The organism is Blautia sp. MCC269 (assembly GCF_018785655.1).
Classification (GTDB): domain Bacteria; phylum Bacillota; class Clostridia; order Lachnospirales; family Lachnospiraceae; genus Blautia_A.
Map to the genome: position 1 here is coordinate 1 of NZ_WQQE01000023.1, position 19,963 is coordinate 19,963.

17 protein-coding genes and 1 pseudogene are annotated in these 19,963 nt (G+C 41.4%); 13 read left to right on the forward strand and 5 right to left on the reverse strand.

Going from position 1 to position 19,963, the window contains the following annotated elements; genetic code table 11:
- Nucleotides 1–85: 85 nt before the first annotated feature.
- The gene (locus GPK88_RS08295) at nucleotides 86–913 is read left to right on the forward strand and encodes a putative signal transducing protein (RefSeq protein WP_252197719.1); all 828 of its coding nucleotides are present in this window, start codon (nucleotides 86–88) and stop codon (nucleotides 911–913) included.
- A gap of 827 nt (nucleotides 914–1,740) precedes the next feature.
- On the opposite strand, the gene GPK88_RS08300 is transcribed toward GPK88_RS08295, so the two are convergent.
- Complete coding sequence (locus tag GPK88_RS08300; protein ID WP_173762049.1) at nucleotides 1,741–2,274, reverse strand: helix-turn-helix domain-containing protein; 534 nt, start codon at nucleotides 2,272–2,274, stop codon at nucleotides 1,741–1,743.
- Nucleotides 2,275–2,484: 210 nt separating this feature from the next.
- Between GPK88_RS08300 and GPK88_RS08305 the strand changes: the two genes are divergently transcribed.
- The 10 genes from GPK88_RS08305 (at nucleotide 2,485) to GPK88_RS08350 (ending at nucleotide 10,396) form a co-directional block, all read left to right on the forward strand.
- On the forward strand, nucleotides 2,485–2,676 hold the full coding sequence (locus tag GPK88_RS08305) for a helix-turn-helix domain-containing protein (protein WP_009243123.1): 192 nt from the start codon (nucleotides 2,485–2,487) through the stop codon (nucleotides 2,674–2,676).
- A gap of 13 nt (nucleotides 2,677–2,689) precedes the next feature.
- Entirely contained in the window at nucleotides 2,690–3,742 is a 1,053-nt protein-coding gene (locus GPK88_RS08310) for a site-specific integrase (protein WP_215707683.1), read from the forward strand.
- 18 nt (nucleotides 3,743–3,760) lie between these two features.
- Nucleotides 3,761–3,931 carry a hypothetical protein gene (locus GPK88_RS08315; protein WP_165854697.1) on the forward strand — a complete coding sequence of 57 codons (171 nt, stop codon included), beginning with the start codon at nucleotides 3,761–3,763 and terminating at the stop codon, nucleotides 3,929–3,931.
- Nucleotides 3,932–4,147: 216 nt separating this feature from the next.
- Nucleotides 4,148–4,792, forward strand: a complete 645-nt coding sequence (locus GPK88_RS08320; protein ID WP_243005660.1) for a CHC2 zinc finger domain-containing protein — start codon at nucleotides 4,148–4,150, stop codon at nucleotides 4,790–4,792.
- A complete protein-coding gene (locus GPK88_RS08325) occupies nucleotides 4,737–6,074 on the forward strand; it encodes a virulence-associated E family protein (protein WP_044925412.1) in 1,338 nt (445 codons plus the stop codon). The genes GPK88_RS08320 and GPK88_RS08325 overlap by 56 nt, the downstream gene beginning before the upstream one ends.
- Before the next feature lie 117 nt (nucleotides 6,075–6,191).
- A complete protein-coding gene (locus GPK88_RS08330; protein WP_055066584.1) occupies nucleotides 6,192–6,419 on the forward strand; it encodes a DUF5348 domain-containing protein in 228 nt (75 codons plus the stop codon).
- Nucleotides 6,420–6,716: 297 nt separating this feature from the next.
- The gene (locus GPK88_RS08335; RefSeq protein WP_275945171.1) at nucleotides 6,717–8,039 is read left to right on the forward strand and encodes a plasmid recombination protein; all 1,323 of its coding nucleotides are present in this window, start codon (nucleotides 6,717–6,719) and stop codon (nucleotides 8,037–8,039) included.
- A 96-nt stretch (nucleotides 8,040–8,135) separates the two neighbouring features.
- The gene (locus GPK88_RS08340; protein WP_117998135.1) at nucleotides 8,136–8,510 is read left to right on the forward strand and encodes a TnpV protein; all 375 of its coding nucleotides are present in this window, start codon (nucleotides 8,136–8,138) and stop codon (nucleotides 8,508–8,510) included.
- A gap of 88 nt (nucleotides 8,511–8,598) precedes the next feature.
- Nucleotides 8,599–9,048, forward strand: a complete 450-nt coding sequence (locus tag GPK88_RS08345) for a MarR family winged helix-turn-helix transcriptional regulator (protein ID WP_055056235.1) — start codon at nucleotides 8,599–8,601, stop codon at nucleotides 9,046–9,048.
- The gene (locus tag GPK88_RS08350; RefSeq protein ID WP_330385184.1) at nucleotides 9,041–10,396 is read left to right on the forward strand and encodes an MATE family efflux transporter; all 1,356 of its coding nucleotides are present in this window, start codon (nucleotides 9,041–9,043) and stop codon (nucleotides 10,394–10,396) included. The genes GPK88_RS08345 and GPK88_RS08350 overlap by 8 nt, the downstream gene beginning before the upstream one ends.
- Nucleotides 10,397–10,490: 94 nt before the next feature.
- Here the strand turns inward: GPK88_RS08350 and GPK88_RS08355 are convergent.
- A pseudogene (locus tag GPK88_RS08355) lies at nucleotides 10,491–11,338 on the reverse strand (recombinase family protein); the annotation flags it as partial.
- A gap of 298 nt (nucleotides 11,339–11,636) precedes the next feature.
- Nucleotides 11,637–12,425 carry an alpha/beta fold hydrolase gene (locus GPK88_RS08360; protein WP_215707684.1) on the reverse strand — a complete coding sequence of 263 codons (789 nt, stop codon included), beginning with the start codon at nucleotides 12,423–12,425 and terminating at the stop codon, nucleotides 11,637–11,639.
- 540 nt (nucleotides 12,426–12,965) lie between these two features.
- Between GPK88_RS08360 and GPK88_RS08365 the strand changes: the two genes are divergently transcribed.
- The gene (locus GPK88_RS08365; RefSeq protein WP_117943785.1) at nucleotides 12,966–15,263 is read left to right on the forward strand and encodes a glycoside hydrolase family 3 C-terminal domain-containing protein; all 2,298 of its coding nucleotides are present in this window, start codon (nucleotides 12,966–12,968) and stop codon (nucleotides 15,261–15,263) included.
- A 111-nt stretch (nucleotides 15,264–15,374) separates the two neighbouring features.
- On the opposite strand, the gene GPK88_RS08370 is transcribed toward GPK88_RS08365, so the two are convergent.
- Nucleotides 15,375–16,742, reverse strand: a complete 1,368-nt coding sequence (locus tag GPK88_RS08370; RefSeq protein ID WP_117943786.1) for an MATE family efflux transporter — start codon at nucleotides 16,740–16,742, stop codon at nucleotides 15,375–15,377.
- 21 nt (nucleotides 16,743–16,763) lie between these two features.
- A complete protein-coding gene (locus tag GPK88_RS08375) occupies nucleotides 16,764–17,162 on the reverse strand; it encodes a MarR family winged helix-turn-helix transcriptional regulator (protein ID WP_252197721.1) in 399 nt (132 codons plus the stop codon).
- Between the two features lie 314 nt (nucleotides 17,163–17,476).
- Between GPK88_RS08375 and GPK88_RS08380 the strand changes: the two genes are divergently transcribed.
- Nucleotides 17,477–19,954: a glycoside hydrolase family 2 protein gene (locus GPK88_RS08380; RefSeq protein ID WP_117998137.1), complete on the forward strand. Its 2,478-nt coding sequence runs from the start codon at nucleotides 17,477–17,479 to the stop codon at nucleotides 19,952–19,954.
- Nucleotides 19,955–19,963 lie beyond the last annotated feature (9 nt).

A 19,963-nucleotide genomic window follows, 5' to 3' on the forward strand; every position in this document is an offset into this window, starting at 1 on the left:
AATCTACTACCGCTTCATCGGCAAAATCGACTGACCTTTCTTTTTTACCCAACAATATCTTTAATTAAGGGAGACGGGAATAAATATGCCAGATCTCAGTATACTTGTTCAACTTGCTGAATACTACGATGTTGAGATGAGAGAGCTCCTGGATGGAGAAAGGAGCCAGACTATGAATAAAGAGATGAAAGAAACACTGGACAAAGTTGCGGTGTATGAAGGATGGGTGAAACAAAAAGCATTAAAGGCTGGAAATCTTGCATTTGCATCAATGTTTGTGATTAGTGTGTTAGCGATTATTATTCAGATGTTATTAACTGTGGATATTCGCTTGGTTTTAGGAGAGACAGCAACTGCTTTGGTAGGAGGAATCCTGTACGCCTCTATTATGGTGTACAATGGAATATGGGATAAATGTTTGCCAAAAAGTGCTACTATATGGAGAGATTTTCTCACCAGTGTGATATGTGCAGGAATTTTTACAGTCATCTATGGTGTATGCTTATTCAGAATGGGAGCTACAGAAACACAGATAACACGATTAGCATTGGGATTTCTGATTGGTATTACTATTGTGGCATTTATTATTCTTAGGCTCTTGGCATTTATTAATCGAAAAAGAAACCAGAATTTGTCAAATGTTCAGGAGAAAAAGGAAATTTCCCTATCTAAGGTAGAATGGACAAAAATTTATAATGCACAGAATATAGTAGAGACAGAACAACTTGTAGAAATGTTAAAGCAAAATGGAATAGCAGCTTTTTCACAGGAAGCAGGTGCGAATGTTGCAATGCATGGAGCACCTGGATTTGGAATATATGGTGTGGATATATTCGTGAAAACCGATGATGCAGAGAAGGCAGTACAGCTGATTAAGAAGATTAATAACCAAGAGAATGAAGAAAATTTTTGACATTTTCACACATGCGTGCTAATATGATTATAGAAAAAGAGTGCTACCGATAGACGGTTAGTCCGATATATGTTTTGACAAAAATTGCCGCTTAGTTTACCAGACCAGGGCGGCTATTTTTGTGGTTTATTATTATCCTTGCCAAAGGTATATCCAAGACCAAAGCAGGTTAAGCCGAAGCTCACTACTGCTATAAAATCAACAATACTCATGGCTTAGCCCTCCTTTCCAGTGGATTCTCTTTCGAGTTTCTATGTAATCAGAGGGTCACAGTCCCTCTGCTGAAGGACTAACCGCCTACCGTTATGATAGCACCCATGTTTCGATTATAACAGTCAAGGTGGGAATCTGCAACCGGAAAGTTGACAGCTCATGAAAATCTGGCTGTGATACCATTTTGATACTAAAAAATGAAGAGAACAGAAATATAGCGTAGAAATCCTATAACACAGGACAATAAAGACACGAAAATCACAGAAAATAATGAGATTTTAAGAACCTCACAAACGTGAAGGTGGACGTACTGTAGGATCAGGACGTGTTGCTACAATCATCGAGTAATACAATCTGAAAATAGATTTGTTATCGCAAGATAACGTTGTGTCCAAATGTAAGATACCCGTAGAACTTCGGTTCTACGGGTTTTTCTGTTGCTTAAAAAAGTTAAATAAGTCGGAAAAGAATAACGAATGATAAAGAAAAACGGTTGCCGGGAGATTATCCTAACAACCGTTTGTGATAACAGAATGATAACAAAATATGAAATTTTCACCAATTTGATAACAGATACAGTGGATTTGTTCATATATCACAGATATGGGTGTGGATTAAGTCAGATCATATGTCTTAATGTCATTACCATCTGTGCCCTTCTTAACAATAGTGTGACACCCTATCGTTGTTCCCATAGCACGCAATTTCCATTCTTCCTGGGTAGCGTTCAGTTTATCCAGTTCTGCCTGTCTTTTATCTTCATCTTCAATAGCTAATATTTCAGCTTTTTCCTTTTCATAGACATTTTTAAATTGACACCATTTCCTGAAAAAGTCCTGCATTGTAGGATTTTCGAATGTCAGTGCAACCTTCTGCTCAGGTGTTTCAGCAAGTGAGAGGTTCACCGAATCATCAATAGAAAACAACAGAGAGAGTACATCTCCGACTGTTTCAATATTAAAATCCAGAAAAACACTTACATTTAATCCCAGTGCAGTTGCAATCTTTTCTAACTGATCCGGTTTCGGATTCCGGATTCCCAGTTCATATTTTCTGATTGTTCCTACGTTAATGCCGGACAGCTCGGCTAACTGTATCTGACTGTATCCTCTAAATTCCCGGAATGCCCGGATTTTTTTGCCAACCATAATGCTGCCTCCTTAATAATATTTGTGCTTCTATTCTAGCACAAAAGTGAATGATACAAAAGAGTGAGATTTAACAAATTGCCGATACGCAAGCAATAGGTATGGAATGGAAAAAATAAATTCGCAAATGTTTATTGACAAATTCACAAAAGTGAATTATTATAAGAGAACAACGAAAGAGTCACAAAAGTGACTGGAAAGGAGGACGCTATGAGAACTAATTATATGATGACTGTTGATGATGTCATGGAAGAATTAGGCGTGAAACGCAGTAAAGCATATTCCATTCTGAAGCAGCTTAATGATGAACTGGCAAAGGAAGGATATGTGGCAGTTCGTGGAAAGATTCCACGTCCCTACTGGGAAACAAAATTTTATGGATGCTCTCAGAGAGCAGTGTGAAGGAGGTTTTAAGATGTCAGCTTACAAGGACAAAACACAGGGAACCTGGTATGTGAGCTTCCGCTATATTGACTGGACAGGTAAGAAAACGCAGAAGCTGAAAAGAGGGTTCAAGACAAAGAAAGAAGCATTGAATTATGAAAAGGAATTCATAAGAAAGACTGCAGCGGATATGAAAATGGAGATGAACAGTTTTATTCAAGTCTATTTTGAAGATAAAAAGAATGAACTGAAAGAAAATTCAATCCGTAACAAGCAGCACATGATGAACAAGCACATTGTTCCGTATTTTGGAACAAGAAAAATGAATGAGATCACACCGGCAGAGATTATCCAGTGGCAGAACACCATTCAGGAAAAAGGTTGCAGCAAGACTTATGAGCGTATGATTCAGAATCAGTTAAATGCACTGTTTAATCATGCACAGAAAATTTACAATCTGAAGGAAAATCCATGTAAGAAAGTAAAAAAGATGGGGAAATCGGATGCTAATAAGCTGGAATTTTGGACGAAAGCAGAATATGACAGCTTTATCGCCGGGATTGAGCCAGAGAGTGAGGATTATCTGATATTTGAAATCCTGTTCTGGACAGGAATCAGGGAAGGAGAACTTCTGGCATTGAGTCTTTCAGACTTTGATATGAGTGGTAATCTTTTGCATATCAATAAGACTTATAACCGGATCAGGAAAAGAGATGTGATTGATACTCCAAAAACAGAAAATTCAGTCCGTACCATTGATATTCCTAATTTTCTTAAAGAAGAGGTGCAGGAGTATGCGAAGAAGCATTATGGATTTCCGGAAAATCAGCGGTTATTTCCGATTGTGGCGAGAACACTGCAGAAACGGCTTAAGAAGTATGAAGCATTGACCGGTGTAAAACCAATCAGAGTGCATGATATCCGTCACAGCCATGTAGCATATCTGATTTATCAGGGTGTAGAGCCACTGATCATCAAGGAAAGACTGGGGCACAAAGATATTCAGATGACATTAAACACTTATGGTCACCTGTATCCGTCACAGCAAAAAAAGGTAGCTGAGATGTTGGACAACAAACGTTAAATATGGAGGAAAAGACACATGAAAACAAAGAAAGTAGTCAGAAAAATATTTGATACGCTCAATTATAGTAAGAAGCTGAAGATAAGTTCCATTTTACCGGATCGAGATTCGGATTATGCGATTCTTCTTGAATTAGAGGATGGAAGCAAATTTGAAATTATCATTATCCCAACAAGGAGATTCGTATAAGGAGTGGAACTATGGCTACTAACAGACAAAAAGAAAAAGCCCAGACAAAATATCTGAGCAAGTTCTCTGATAATCAGATTCACTGATATATCATCTTGGCAGATTCAGTATATCACGAATTGAACGATACAACAATTCCCGAATATCTGTTCATCAGAGACTTGTCCGGAGGGGCAGGAGGTAGAAGTGACATTATTTGAACAGGTAAAAGAATGTGTGACAGCCAGACAGGCTGCGGAGCATTACGGGATTAAAGTAAAAAGAAATGGAATGGCGTGTTGTCCGTTTCATAAAGACCGACACCCAAGTATGAAGGCCGATAAAATATATCACTGCTTTGCATGTGGAGTGGGCGGTGATGCGATAGATTTTACAGCAAGGTTATTTGGAATATCACAGTATGAAGCTGCGAAAAAGATGATAGAAGATTTTGGACTGGATATAAAAATCGAAGACAGAAACAAATACAAAAGGATGCACCAAAGCAGGAATACTTTGATATCAAAGAAACCTAAAGTTGTGATGATCAGAGAAAAACTGGAGCAGTGGTTGAAACATGCAACAGACGTGCTGATCAGATATCTGAAATGGATTCAGTTCTGGAAAGAGATTTACAAACCAGAACCAGATGAAGAGTGGCACGAATTATTTACGGAGGCATTGGCAAATGAAAGAAAGATAAATGACTATCTGGACGTGCTGATGTTTGGAACAGGAGAAGAGATTGTAGAGTTTTTCAAGATGAAGAGAAGGGAGGTTGAAAAAATTGAAGAAAGAATTAACGAATATCAGCGAGAAGTCCTTGATGGAATTAGAAGATATTGTGAACGAGGAAATGCTTACAACAGAAGATGTCAATAATATGTTGGAGCATACGGATAAAGGAAGAACAAAGCAGACAATTAGAAATTGTGTAACCGTACTTCAAAATGATCCGGTATTGAAAAAAGCGATTAAACGAAATGAACTTTCTGGAAGGATGGACATTGTAAAAGAGGTTCCCTGGGAGCGGAGGAATAACAGTCCTACGGTTACAGATACTGATGAAAATAATTTGAAGATGTATCTGGAAGAAAATTATGAACTGACAAGTGAGCGTGTGATCAAAGCAGGAATAGATATTGTTTCCAATGAAAATAAATATCACCCAATTAGAGATTATCTGGAGAGTCTGGTCTGGGACGGAATTCCAAGAATAGAAAATATGCTTCCACATTTTCTGGGAGCAGAAAAGAGCAAATATACAATCGGAGTAATGAAAATGCACATGCTGGCAGCGATTTCAAGAATTTATGAACCGGGAATAAAATATGATATTATGTTGTGTTTGGTTGGGAGTCAGGGAGCCGGAAAGTCCACATTTTTCAAATATCTAGCGATAAAAGAAGAATGGTTCAGCGACAATCTGGATCATTTGGATGATGAAAATATTTACAGAAAACTGCAAAATCACTGGATTATCGAAATGGGAGAAATGAAGGCAACTATCACAGCAAAGAATATTGAACAGATAAAATCGTTTCTGAGCAGACAGAAAGAAACTTATAAAGTACCTTATGAAGTTCACCCGGAAGACAGACCGAGACAGTGTGTATTTTGCGGTACTTCAAATGATTTGAATTTCCTTCCGCTGGACAGAACCGGAAACAGAAGATTTGCTCCGGTGATGACAGATATGTCGAAAGCAGAAGTTCATATTCTGGACAATGAGGCAGAGAGCAAAGCCTATATCGAACAGGCTTGGGCAGAGGCAATGGTACTGTATCGACAGGGAAATGTGTTCTTAGGATTTACAAAGGAAATTGAGGAAGAGGCAAAGCGTCTGCAGAAAGAATTTATGCCGGAAGATACCAATGCCGGAATCATACAGGAATTTCTTGATGACTACGATGACGATTATGTATGTACAAGAATTCTGTTCGATGAAGCGCTACATCGAACCGGAGAAATGAAACAGTGGGAAGGTAAAGAAATTGCCAATATTATGAACAATGCGATTGTAGGCTGGAAACCACATGGTACACATCGATTCGGAAAGGAATATGGAATACAGCGGTCATGGAAACGGATGAAAGATTCGGTGAAGAAAGATAAAGACGGATTTATAGAAGTACCGGAACAGTTGGAAATACCGTTTGAGTAAAGATTATTGTAAACGATGTAAACGGAACTTGAAGAAAAAACTTAAAACGTTAACTTTTAAAATCTTTTGAACTCCGTTTACAAATTTCGTTTACAGACTGGAAAGGAGCAGAAAATGATGAAACAGGGAAGATTAGGATATAACAGCAGCAATGGAAGATATGGATTATTATCATCAGATTTATGGATTGATACAGGATTTCACTGCGGAGAAGGACTGGAAGTGCTGGTAGATGATGAATGGGTACAGACCAGAATGGAGATGAATCTGGCAAGAGAATGGTATCTGGTGGGAACACCTTATTGTGGAGATTTGGAATATGTGCAGGCGAGGATACCAGAATAAACAGATCTATGATTCACTTCGGTCGGTGCAGAACAGACGTCCATAAGGACGTTATGCCCCCGGCAGGGCGCAAGGGGACTTTTGATGGACGGTACGGCTGTCGAAAGTGCTTTTGCGTTACTTTTGACAAAAGTAACAAAAGAGGGGCTTGTCCCCGATACTTCTCGAACTACTAATGTTCGAGAAGGTTCCTAAATATCGTATCCGGCGAAAATTTCTTAAATATCGCCATAACTGGCGTAAATAAAAATTATGTGCCATGTCTGGCACTCGAGTAGAAAAGAGGTGAGAAAATTTATGATGAAACGGACAATCAGTGGCATGATCGGAGCCGGTTCACTGGCTCATAACAGACGGGATTTTGTAGCAGAAAATGTAGATCCGGACAGAGTGCAATTGAACATTTGTTATAAGAATGAGAATCTGAAAGAAGTTTATAAGGAACTGTTTGACGATGCTACGGAGAGATACAATGTCGGGAAAAGAAAGGACCGGCAGATTGCAAATTATTATGAAAAAATCCGACAGAGCAAACAGGAAAAGTTGTTCCATGAAGTGATATTCCAGATTGGAAATCGAGAGGATATGGCAGTGGGAACAACAGAAGGAAATCTGGCTGTAAAGGTATTGGACGAATATATGAAAGATTTCCAGAAGCGGAATCCGACACTTCGGGTATTTAGTTGCTATCTGCATCAGGACGAAGCTACTCCACATCTGCATATCGATTTTGTCCCTTATGTGACCAACTGGAAGGGAAAAGGAATGGATACTAGAGTTTCACTGAAGCAGGCATTAAAAAGTCTTGGATTTCAAGGCGGAAATAAGCATGATACAGAACTGAATCAGTGGATAAATCATGAAAAAGAAGTGCTGGCAGAAATCGCAATGCAACGTGGAATTGAATGGGAACAGAAAGGTACACATGAAGAGCATCTGGACGTTTATAATTTCAAGAAAAAGGAACGTAAAAAGGAAGTGCAGGAACTGGAGCAGGAAAAAGAAAATCTGACAGCAGAGAACGAAGGATTGATTTCTCAGATTGCGGACGCAAGGGCAGATATTAAACTACTGGAAGAAGAAAAAATTCAGTTCCAGAAAGATAAAGAAATAGCAGAAAAACGTGCCGAGAACGCAGAAACGGAATTGAAAAAACTGGAGGACAGAAGAGAATTCCTGCAACCGGTGATGGATAATGTCAGTAAGGAAATAAAAGAATATGGAATGATCAAAACATTTTTGCCGGAAGCTACAGCATTGGAACGTGCGGTAACTTATCGGGATAAGAAAATAAAACCCTTGTTCATTGAAATGAAGAATAAAATTGGTGCGATGGCTGCACAGGTTAAAGAACTTACCAGAGAAAGAGATAAGTGGAAAAGTAAGTTTCAGAAGAAAAAGCAGGAGCACGAGAACACTAAAAAGGAACTGGCAGAAGTTCAGAAGGATTATCAGAAATTATCCGGTGAGAAAGAAATATTGCAGGGATTTGCAGACAGATACAATCGACTTTTACGTATGCTGGGGAAAGATATGGTAGAAAGACTGGTGCAGGACGATATCCGGATGCAGGCGGAACTTGAAGCGAAAAAGCAGAAAGAACAAATGCCGAAAAAATAGGCGACCGTATACAATGGGCAAGAGAACGAAGTGAAGAACACAATGTACAGATAAAGAAGAACAAAACAAAATATAGAGAAATGGAGTTGTAAGAATATGAAGAAACAGATTTATGATGAAAAGAACGGACTGAACTACACACTGCATGGAGATTATTATCTGCCGGATCTGGAAATCAATGAGGAAGAACCCACATATGGGAAATATGGAATAATGCGAAAACAGTTTCTGAAGGAACACAGGAGTGCCAGGTATCAATATCTGGTACTGACCGGGAAATTGACGGAGCATTTGAATCAGGTCGATAAAGAAGCGAGAGAAAAAGTTGAAATGCTGGTGGAACAGATGGCTGAGCAGTGGGGCGTGACAGAAAAACTGAAGATGCAGGATCAGATGGAATGGGTTAGGAAAATGAATAATATTCGTAGCAGAGCAGTAGAGATTATAGATGTAGAATTGATTTGTGTTTAGGAGGACAAAGCGGCAGATATAATGTTAAAAGTAGTTGCGTGCGCACGCATATTGTATTATAATACTGGTGGTTAGGAGGAATATATCTATGAAACTATTAAAATGGCTTTCAGTAACAGACCGATTTTACAAAATCTATTTGGATAAACAGCTTGCCCCCTTTGGAATCAACAACAGCCAATATATGTTTTTGATTAAAATCTGTCGTTCGCCTGGCATTTTACAGGATTCTTTAATGGATATGTTTTATGTTCATCCGAGCAATATTGTACGGACAGTTGCGGCATTAGAAAAGCAGGGAATGATTATGCGTTCCCCAAATGATAAGGATAAGCGGACGTGTAAGCTGTATCCTACGGAACGTGCGCTGTCTGTAATTGATGAGATACAGACGGTATGTGAAAAGACAGAAGCTCTTTTATTGCAAGGCTTCAGGGAATCCGATAAAAACCTCTTTATTGATTTGCTGATTCAGGCAGGTGAAAATATTACAGCGGAACTCCGTATAGAAAGAAAGGGGGATGAATTTAATGACTGAGAATCCCCTAGGATATGAAAAAATTTCAAAACTGTTGAAAGATTTTGCCATTCCCAGTATTATGGCGTCTCTTGTCGGCTCAATCTACAATATTGTGGATCAGATTTTTATTGGTCAAGGGGTCGGTTATCTGGGAAATGCAGCAACCAATGTTGCCTACCCGTTCTCTACCATCTGCCTTGCTATTGCACTGCTGGTTGGAATTGGCAGTGCTTCCCGTGTTTCCCTCTGTCTTGGACGCAAAGAGCCGAAAGCTGCCGCCAAAGCAGCGGGAAATGGTATTGTTCTGATGGGGATTTTCGGAATTATTTATTTATTGGTTGGTGAAGCTTTTCTGTCTTTGCTCCTAAAGGCATTTGGGGCAACGACAGATGTATTTCCATATGCAAAGCAGTATGCTAGCATAACATTGATTGGAATGCCGTTTCTTATTGTAACGAATGGTATGAGCAATTTGATTCGAGCAGATGGAAAACCAAAGTATTCAATGGTTTGCATGGTTATGGGAGCTATTATCAATACCATTCTTGACCCTATTTTTATTTTTGCTTGCGATTGGGGGATTGCCGGCGCAGCTTGGGCAACAGTTATTGGGCAAATTTTTTCCTTCATACTCGCACTCCGTTATCTATGGCGTTTCCAAACAATCCATTTTGAAAAAGAGTCGTTTTTATTGGACATCAAAGAAAGTATGAAAATTTGCAGCATGGGAATCAGCAGCAGCTCAAACCAGATTGCAGTTACCGTGATTCAAATCATTCAGTACAATTCGTTGACTTATTACGGCGCATTAACAAAATATGGAACAGATATTCCCTTAGCTGCTTGCGGAATCGTTATGAAAACAAATGCCATAATCCTTGCGATTGTTGTAGGAATCTCGCAGGGAACACAGCCGATTATCGGCTTCAACTATGGGGCAAGGCAATACCATCGTGTACGGGAGGCTTACCTGCTTGCGGTAAAATGGAACCTTGTTGTTTCCACAATTGCTTTCATCGCATTTCAATTTTTCCCGCAATCTATCATTTCGCTATTCGGAGATGGGAACGAGCTGTATTTTGAATTTGCTGTTTTGTTCATGCGTACCTATCTTTTCATGGTGTTGGTAAATGGTGTGCAGTTGCTTTCTTCCAGTTTTTTTACCGCAATAGGAAAATCGTTAAAAGGTGCTCTGTTGGCATTAACAAGGCAGACCTTTGTGTTGATTCCGCTTACCCTGCTGCTCCCGCTTCGTTTCGGAATTATGGGAGTATTGCTTGCGGGACCTGTTGCTGATTTTTCAGCGTTTATGCTATCTGTTGTACTGGTGGGTATAGAATTAAAAAAACAAAAAAATGACATGTAAACAACAGCCCTATGTGAAAACATTCTTTTTCCGCCGTTAAGTAATCAAGAAGCAAAAACTTAAAAACCGTTGCGATAAATTTTATAAATTCACCACCACAATCTGCGCAAAACATGAGTCCGGTTAACGGATTTGCTTTGCCCTGTGCTATTGGGCGGTGCTTGGTCTCTCTGATTTTCTGAACCACATACCAGGTGTCTTCATCAACAATAGCTTCCTGCGTATCTCTGAATATCATCCAGTCCTCCGGATTAGTATATTGGGAATGCTTGTCTTCGCAAGATAGTAGGATGGACGCTCAACCTTTTCGTTTGTGAGTATTCTGGCAACCTGCATCGGTCCATTCCCTTCAATAATTAACTGGAAAATACGTCTTACCACAGCAGCGGCTTCTTCATCAACAAGCCAGTGGTTGTTATCTTCCGGGTCTTTTTTGTATCCGTAGATGGCATTAGAAGTCAGATGTTTGCCTTCCATACCCTTGTTGCGAAGTACAGACTTGATTTTTCTGCTGGTATCACGCACATACCATTCATTCATAATGTTTAAGAATGGTGCAAATTCATTGGATTCAGAATGTGTGCTGTCAACACCATTGGAAATGGCAATAAAGCGGACGCCTTTTTCTCGGAATAAAACCTCCGTATAAAAGCCTACTTCCAGATAATTTCTGCCGATTCGACTCATATCCTTGACGATAACACATCCGATTTTTCCTTCTTCAATGTCGGCAGTCAACCGCTTCCAATCCGGTCTGTCAAAGTTAGTACCGCTATATCCATCGTCGGTATAGTGTGCAAGGTTCGTAAACCCCTGTTCTTTGGCATACTTTTCAAGCATTTTCTTCTGGTTTACAATGCTGTTGCTGTCCCCATTCAGTTCATCATCTCGTGACAGTCTTTTGTAAAGTGCTGTTATTTTGTTGTTGTCCGGTCTCTTCATAAAATCTCCTTTCCGAGGTAGCAATACCTCTGTGACCGGGCATCTATGGATGAATTTATTCTATCATACAGGGTCACTGCTATATAATCTTGTGATTCGGGAACAGATTTTCTAAAAATGACCATAAAAATGACAGGGCATGTAACCCTGTCATAAAGTTAGAAATTGTTCCTTCACTTATAGGAGAAATTCGAGGGGATAAACGGAACTGTTTTTTTCTAAACAATAGTATGTAAATGTTTACGACAAACTGCGATTTTCCTACGATTCATCATATCTTATTTATCAGTTTTTCTATTCACGAATTCACTTCCTCCGGTGCATCGGTATTTGAATTATGTCCTGCATTTTTAATCCATGCAATAGGAATTCCAGTATTTTTATGCCATGCATTATTGTAACGAATACAAGAACCGGCATGATCTTTTTCTCCACATATCAGTTGAGCCGGACAGTTTATCCTGTATGGAAGATTAGTTTCCATTGCTTCTGCCAATATTCTAAAACCATGACCTGCGATTTTGGCATATCTTTTTTGGTCACCATCGTAGATCATCATAATATCATGCATTAATTTTCTACCATATTCGGATGTAGCCACACCATTTGTTCCCGTTTTCAATAATGATTTCCAAGGATAGTATCTATATACTGGCTCCATTTTTTTCAGAAGCCACAGCTCGATTCCTGTTACATATTTTCTTTGTAAAGGAGCAGAATCAATAGAAATAAATCCTTTCAGCTTGTTGGGAAATAATTCTGCATACGCTTGACCAACATAACCTCCCATGGATTGTCCTATAATCACTGGATACCGAATGTTTTCCAAGCTCAAAATATCATCAAGCCATTTCGCTTTATCCGACAAAGAAAAATTAAATTCAAACGGCCAGGATTTTGCATGACCAGGTGCATCCCATACAAAAACATTATATATGCCTTCAAAGAATTCAATTTGTTTATCAAATAGTCTATGGTCGGCAGTTAAACCTGGAAGGAAAATCAAGGTTGCTTTTTCTGGATCTTGTCCCAGATTTATCCAATAATGAATACATCCACTTTGCGTTTTATATATCTTTTCATTCATTGCAAACACTCTTTCAAATTCAAGTTTTCTTTATTATAGTACTGATTAAAACGTGATACAACATATAAGAAGGACGGGACTAAATAAATGTCCTGTCCATATCATTATGCTATGAATATATCAGTTGTCAGGGCTCCAGCCTATCCGCAAATACAGTTCATAATCACGCTTATCATCAGAAGCTCCATGCGGAAGCGAAACGGCATTTATTATTATGTATATCCGTGTGTGTACCGGGATAAAAAACTGACCTGCCTTGCCTATGCAACGTCGAAAAGTCCGTTAGGGCCATTTACTTATCAGGGGATAATTATTGATAATGCCAAATGCGACCCGAAATCCTGGAATATACACGGAAGCAGAGCCGGGAACCTATGAAATCAAAGTAACCTGTAAAGGAGATGTGGTACTGCATTCCGTGACCATTCAGTAAAGGAAATGCAAACCTATTTTTACAATAAATAACTCAAAACTATAATACGAAAAGAAAAATATATGCTATCTTTATCCAAAAGAGAAAGATTGGCAGGAGGATGAAACATGGAAACAGCAAAAATAAAAGAATTGGTCTCCAGAATGACTCTGGAGGAGAAAGCATCTTTGTGTTCCGGGCTTGATTTCTGGCACACAAAAGGAGTGGAACGTCTCGGAATCCCTTCGGAAATGGTCTCAGACGGACCTCACGGACTCCGCAAGCAGGACGATAAAGCAGACCATTTGGGAATCAACGACAGCATTCAGGCTGTTTGCTTTCCAGCGGGATGTGCAACCGCATCCAGCTTTAACCGTGAGCTGGTGACAAAACTTGGAGAAACACTGGGGGAAGAGTGTCAGGCAGAAAATGTAAGCACAATCTTAGGCCCGGCTATGAACATTAAGCGTTCCCCGCTGTGCGGACGTAATTTTGAATACTATTCAGAGGACCCACTTGTGTCAACGGAAATGGCAGGTGCGCTTGTCCACGGCGTCCAGAGCAAACATATCGGAACAAGTCCGAAGCATTTTATGGCAAATAACCAGGAATATCACCGCTTAACAAGCTCTTCAGAAATGGATGAACGCACCATGCGTGAAATTTACCTTGCTTCTTTTGAAGGAATGGTAAAGAAGGAAAAGCCGTGGACCATTATGAACGCATACAACAAGCTGAACGGCACATACCTTTGTGAAAATAAAGAAATGCTCACAGATGTGCTCCGCAAGGAATGGGGATTTGACGGCTATGTAATGACAGACTGGGGTGCGATGAATGACCGTGTGGAAGCTCTGAAAGCAGGCTGCAATCTGGAAATGCCGTCCTGTGAAGGCGCTACGGATGTGGAAATTGTTGCCGCAGTACAGGACGGAACACTGGATGAATCTGTACTGGACAAGTCCTGTGAAGAATATTTGAATGTTATTTTCAAATATGAGGAAAACAGAGACAAAAACGCGGTATTTCAGCATGAAAAAGACCATGAGACAGCCCGGGAAATCGAAGAGGAGTGTATTGTGCTTCTGAAAAATGAGGATGCGCTTCTCCCGTTGTCCGCAGACAAAAAGGTGGCTTTTATCGGCAAATACGCCGAGGAACCACGCTATCAGGGCGGCGGAAGTTCCCACATCAACAGCTTTAAAACAGAATCTGCAATGGACGCCGTAGAATTTCTCGCAACTGTAAAAAAGGAAAACATCACATTTGCCAAAGGCTTTGATGATGTTGAGGATAAAGTGGATGAAGCATTGGCTGCAAAAGCCGTAGAGGCTGCTGCTAATGCGGATGTGGCGGTAATCTTTGCCGGACTGCCGGACAGCTTTGAATCCGAAGGGTATGACCGGAAGCATCTTGGGATGCCGAACTGCCAGAACGCACTGATTGAAGCGGTGGCGGAAGCACAGCCGAACACCATAGTTGTGCTTCACAACGGCGCTCCGATAGAAATGCCGTGGCTCGGAAAAGTAAAAGCCGTGCTGGAAGCCTACCTGGGCGGACAGGCTGTGGGCGGCGCAGTGGTCAATGTGCTTTACGGAAATGCAAATCCAAGCGGACGATTGGCGGAAACATTCCCACTTCGGATACAGGATACGCCGTGCTATTTGAATTACGGCGGAGAACATGACAAATCGGTTTATTCAGAGGGCGTATTTGTGGGATACCGCTATTACACATCCAAAGAAATGGAAGTCCTGTTCCCGTTCGGATACGGATTGTCTTATACGACCTTTTCTTACGGCAATCTTACGGTGGACAAAAAGGAGTTTAAGGAAAGTGAAAAACTGCTGGTATCCGTAGACGTAACAAATACAGGCGCATGTACAGGAAAGGAAGTCGTACAGCTTTACGTAGCGCCGAAGGGCGGAACAATCATCCGCCCGGTACGGGAGTTAAAAGCATTTGAAAAAACAGAACTTGCACCGGGTGAGACAAAAACCGTCACCTTTGAACTTGACAGCAGAGCCTATGCATACTGGAATACGGAAATCCATGACTGGCATGTGGAGACCGGAGCCTATGAAATCCAGATTTGCCGGAATGCACAGGAAGTGCTTCTGTCAGAGGAAGTACAGGTAGAATCAGAAACCGTCCTGCCGAAAGTGTATACCCTCAATTCCACAATGGGAGAAATCATGGCAGACCCGAAAGGAAAAGCCATATTGGAACAGGCAATGGGTGAAATGGAAGGAATGGACGGCGAGAGTACAGAGGAACAGATGCAGGATGATTCCGGAGTGATCAACGACGAAATGATGGCGGCAATGATGGAAGCCATGCCGCTCAGACAGATGCTGAGTTTTGTACCGGGAGTGACAAAGGAAGCACTGAACCAGCTTGTTGCAGCGCTAAACGCAGCAGAATAAACATACAGATCTACAAAAAAATACCGGAACAGGGGATTCAAGTTTCCTCTGTCCCGGTATTTTTCTAGGACCACCAGGTGTCAGGCATTATTAAATTTCCTAACTCAAAAATTATTTAACAAACAACTCCCGCAGTGCTTTTCGGAATTCGAAGAAGAACAGTACTGCAGTGAATGTGACCGCCAAGAAGTCTGCAATCGGCTCAGCCATATACACAGCCATTGTCTGGTTGCTATGTAAGATTGCCGGCATGATGTAGATCAACGGAATGAGAAGGATGAATTTTCTCATAACTGCAACGATGATCGATGCTTTAGCTCTTCCGATAGATGTAAATGTCATCTGGCAGGCAATCTGGATACCGAACATAAACAGACATGCCAGATAGATGCGCAGCGCTTTTGCAGTAAATGCAAGCAATGTGGCATCGGAGGTGAACATTCCTGCAAATACCTGCGGGAAGATCATGACGCAGAGCCACAGGAAAACGGAGTATGTCAGACTGACCTTCAAAAGAAGTTTAAAGGCAGATTTGACACGATCCACATTTTTGGCTCCGTAGTTGTAGCTGATGATCGGCTGTGAACCTTGTCCGACTCCCTGCAGCGGAAGCATGGCAAACTGCATAACACTTGTCAGGATTGTCATTGCACCAACTGCGATATCTCCACCGTATTTCAAAAGAGAAGAGTTGAAACAAACGGAGATGATACTTTCACTTGCCTGCATCACAAAGATGGAAGAACCGAGAGCGAGTGAAGGCAGGATAATCTTAGACTGAAGTTTCATATTGCAAACTTTCAGTTTCAATGTTGTCTTTTTTCCAAACAGGAACGTCAGAACCCAGATGCAGGAGCAGGCCTGAGAAATAACAGTGGCAAGGGCAGCACCGCGGACTCCGAGTCCAAATCCAAAGATGAAGATCGGATCCAGGATAATATTGGTAACAGCACCGATCAATACGGAGAGCATACCGGTTTTGGCAAATCCCTGAGCTGTGATAAACGCGTTCATTCCAAGTGTGAGTTGTACAAAAAGCGTTCCGATAGCGTAAATGTTCATATAGGAAACAGCATATTCAATCGTGTTCTCACTTGCTCCAAAAGAAAGCAGGAAAGTCCGGTTTCCAATCAGAAGCACGATAGTAAGGATCGCAGATATGATGAGCTGTGTGAGAAAACAGTTGCCGAGGGTTTTCTCAGCAGACTCTGTATCTCTCTGTCCCATGAAAATAGATGCGCGCGGGGCCCCACCGTTTCCGACAAGGGCAGCGAATGCCGCTACGATCATGATCAGTGGCATACAAACACCTACGCCGGTCAGTGCAAGAGCACCTACATTTGGAATGTGACCAATGTAGATACGGTCTACGATATTGTAAAGCATGTTGATCATCTGTGCTGCAACGGTAGGCAGTGCCAGACGCAATAACAATTTACCGATAGGTTCGGTTCCTAAAAAATTCTTGTTCTCGTTCATTTCTCATTCTTCCTTTACAAATTATTTGTCTGAGTTCTGTTGCTGCATTTTGAATGCATTTTTTGCATTTTCCATCAGTTTCCGGTTCAAAAATTCCAGCTGCTCTTCCTCTTCTTTGGAAAAACCATGGAAAAGCTCTGTACGGAATGTCTCCTTTATCGTATCAATCTCATTCGTGATTGGAATTGCATCCGGAAGCAGCTCAAGATGAATCCTTCGCCGGTCATTTTCATCCGGAATCCGTTTCAGTAAAGATTTTTGAATCAGCAGTTCTACAGCCTGAGAGACATTTCCCTTGGAAAGCATCCGTAGTTCTACGATGTCAGCAGCTGTGTCACGACCCGGATTATTATAGAGAAAACTGATGATCGTTGTCTCAATCAATGTCAGCTTATGCCGTCTGCATATTTCTTTCAGCATACATTCGTACAGTTTGTTCAGTTGCCGGAATTGTACAAGAAAATGGGTTGAATTCATTATCCAAAACTCCTTTTGTGTTCAGATACAGAATGATTCGATTGAGTTCAACCAAAATGTATCACAGAACAGTTTTAAATAAAACAGTTCTAAAAAGAACTTTTAATTGTAATCATACGCACAAAAAGAGATTTGTCAAGAATAATTTGAAAAATTGTGTTACAAAATTATAATAATAAATTTATATTTATAATACGGAATACTCTTCAACTGTTAGAATAGTAAAAAAATGAACAAGCTGCATTAGGGAGGTCCGAATGAAAAAAATATCTTTAAACAAGAATTGGCAGTTTGCCAAAGGAACCATAACAATGATGGAGTTAATGATGGGAGACGCAGGAAATATAGAAAATATTGATTTGCCCCATGATGCCATGATTTATCAGGAAAGAACTCCGGCAACTGCGAATGCACATCAGACAGGATTTTATCCGGGCGGTGAATATACATACATGAAAAAGTGGGAGATTCCGGAAGCGTGGAGGGGATGTACAGTTGTTTTGGAATTTGAAGGTGTTGCAGATACCTGCCGTATTTATATGAACGGGGATCTTGTAACAGAGCATGTGAATCCATATACAGGTATTTTTGCAGACGTCAGCGGTTATCTGAAGTATGGCCAGGAAAATGAACTGAAAGTAGAAGTATGCAGTATAGAGCAGTCCAGCCGCTGGTATAGTGGTGCGGGGTTATACCGTTCTGTGTATGCATGGGTGGGAAAGACTGTGCATATTCCTGCCCAGGGGGTGCGTGTTACAACAAGAGAAGCTGACTGTGAGGCGGCAGTCGTGGAAGTAGAGGTTCCAATCTGTAATCGGGGAATGGTTTCCGAAACGGTACAGGTGGAAATTACATTGACCGGACCGAATGGGGCAGAAGCAGCCGCAGAGCACATACCGGTAACTGTTTTTGGAGAAAGCACGCAGATGTGCTGTCAGTGTTTGCTTGTAGAGCATCCTGCATTGTGGAGTGATGAAACACCAAATCTATACTCCTGCCGGATTACAATTTCTGAGGATGAAAATCCGATAGACAGTGTAAATATTTCAACAGGAATCCGTACACTTCGGCTGAATGCAAAACATGGTCTGTTGGTGAACGGTAAACCAACGAAACTGAGGGGGACTTGTATTCACCATGATAATGGGATTATCGGAGCGGCAACATTTCCAGATGCGGAGTATCGGCGTTGCCGCCAGATGAAGGAAGCCGGATTTAACGCTCTTCGAAGTGCACATCATCCGATGAGTAAGGCAATGCTGGATGCCTGTGATAAGCTGGGCGTGTTGGTGATGGATGAACTGAGTGATATGTGGACTCGGACAAAGAATCCCCATGACTATGCAAATTATTTTCCGACACATTGGAAGCAGGATGTGTGGGACATGGTGGAAAAAGACTATAATCATCCATGCGTGATTTTGTACTCGACCGGAAATGAGATTCCGGAGGCGGGCACTCAAAAAGGGGCAGAATGGAATCGGAGGATTCATGCAGAAATGAAACGGCTGGATGCCACACGCTATACGACGAACGGAATCAATGGTCTGATGGCAGGAAATGACCGAATGGGCGAAATTATGTGCCAGGCTACAGGGATGACTCCGGAGCAGCTTGAAGCGATGCAGCAGCCGGATGAGCAGAAGCGTGGAGGCGCAGATGAAATCAATGGGATGGCTGAGGTTATGGTGGGACCGCTGGCAGATGCGATTGCCACCAGTCCGATTCTGGAAGAAATGATAGGAGAATTTGCTGCGGCAAATGACATTGCCGGATATAATTATCTGACGGCATTACATGAAGAAGATCACATACGTCATCCGAATCGGGTTGTGCTTGGCACAGAGACTTTTCCGGCGGACATTGTTCATTTGTGGGATATCGTAAAGCGCAATCCACATGTGTTAGGAGACTTTACATGGACCGGATATGATTATCTGGGAGAGGCCGGATGCGGTATATTCCATTATAATGGAGGAGTGAATTTTTCAGCGCATTGGCCGGACAGACTGGCAGGTATCGGTGACATTGATATTCTTGGTGATCGTAAACCAATCAGTTATCTACGGCAGGCAGTATTTGGAATTGGCCATGCACCATCTATCGGTGTACTTCGGATGGATAAGGCAGGAATTGAAGTCGGAAAAACACCGTGGATGTGGAAGGATAACCTTGCAAGCTGGACATGGCCGGGATATGAAGGGGAAACAGCAAGTGTGGATGTTTATGCCAATGCAGATGAGGCAGAACTGTTCTTGAATGGGGAAAGTCTGGGACGAAAGTCGATTGGCGGAGTATATGTTGTGACGTATGAGGTACCTTATCATCCGGGAAAGCTAGAGGCAGTCAGTTATCTGAACGGAGTGGAGGCAGGCCGGGCTGTCTTACAGACAGCAGGGAAAGCGGTGAAGCTTAAGGTTGAAGCCGACCGGAATGAACTTCCTGCTGACGGAGAAAGTCTTACTTTCGTAAAAATCAGACTGGAAGACGCAGCAGGAAATTTCAATCGTCGGGAAAGTGCAGCAGTTACAATTAAAGTAGAGGGATGTGCTGCATTGCAGGGATTCGGAAGTGCAGACCCGAGCTGCGAAGGAAGTTACCAGTCTCATACATGGAATACCTATGACGGCAGTGTAATGGCAGTAATCCGGGCTGCAAAATGTTCGGGGAAGGCAGTCGTAACCATTTCAGCGGTAAATTTTGCAGAAGAAAAACTCGTTCTGAACATCAAATAGAAAGATGCC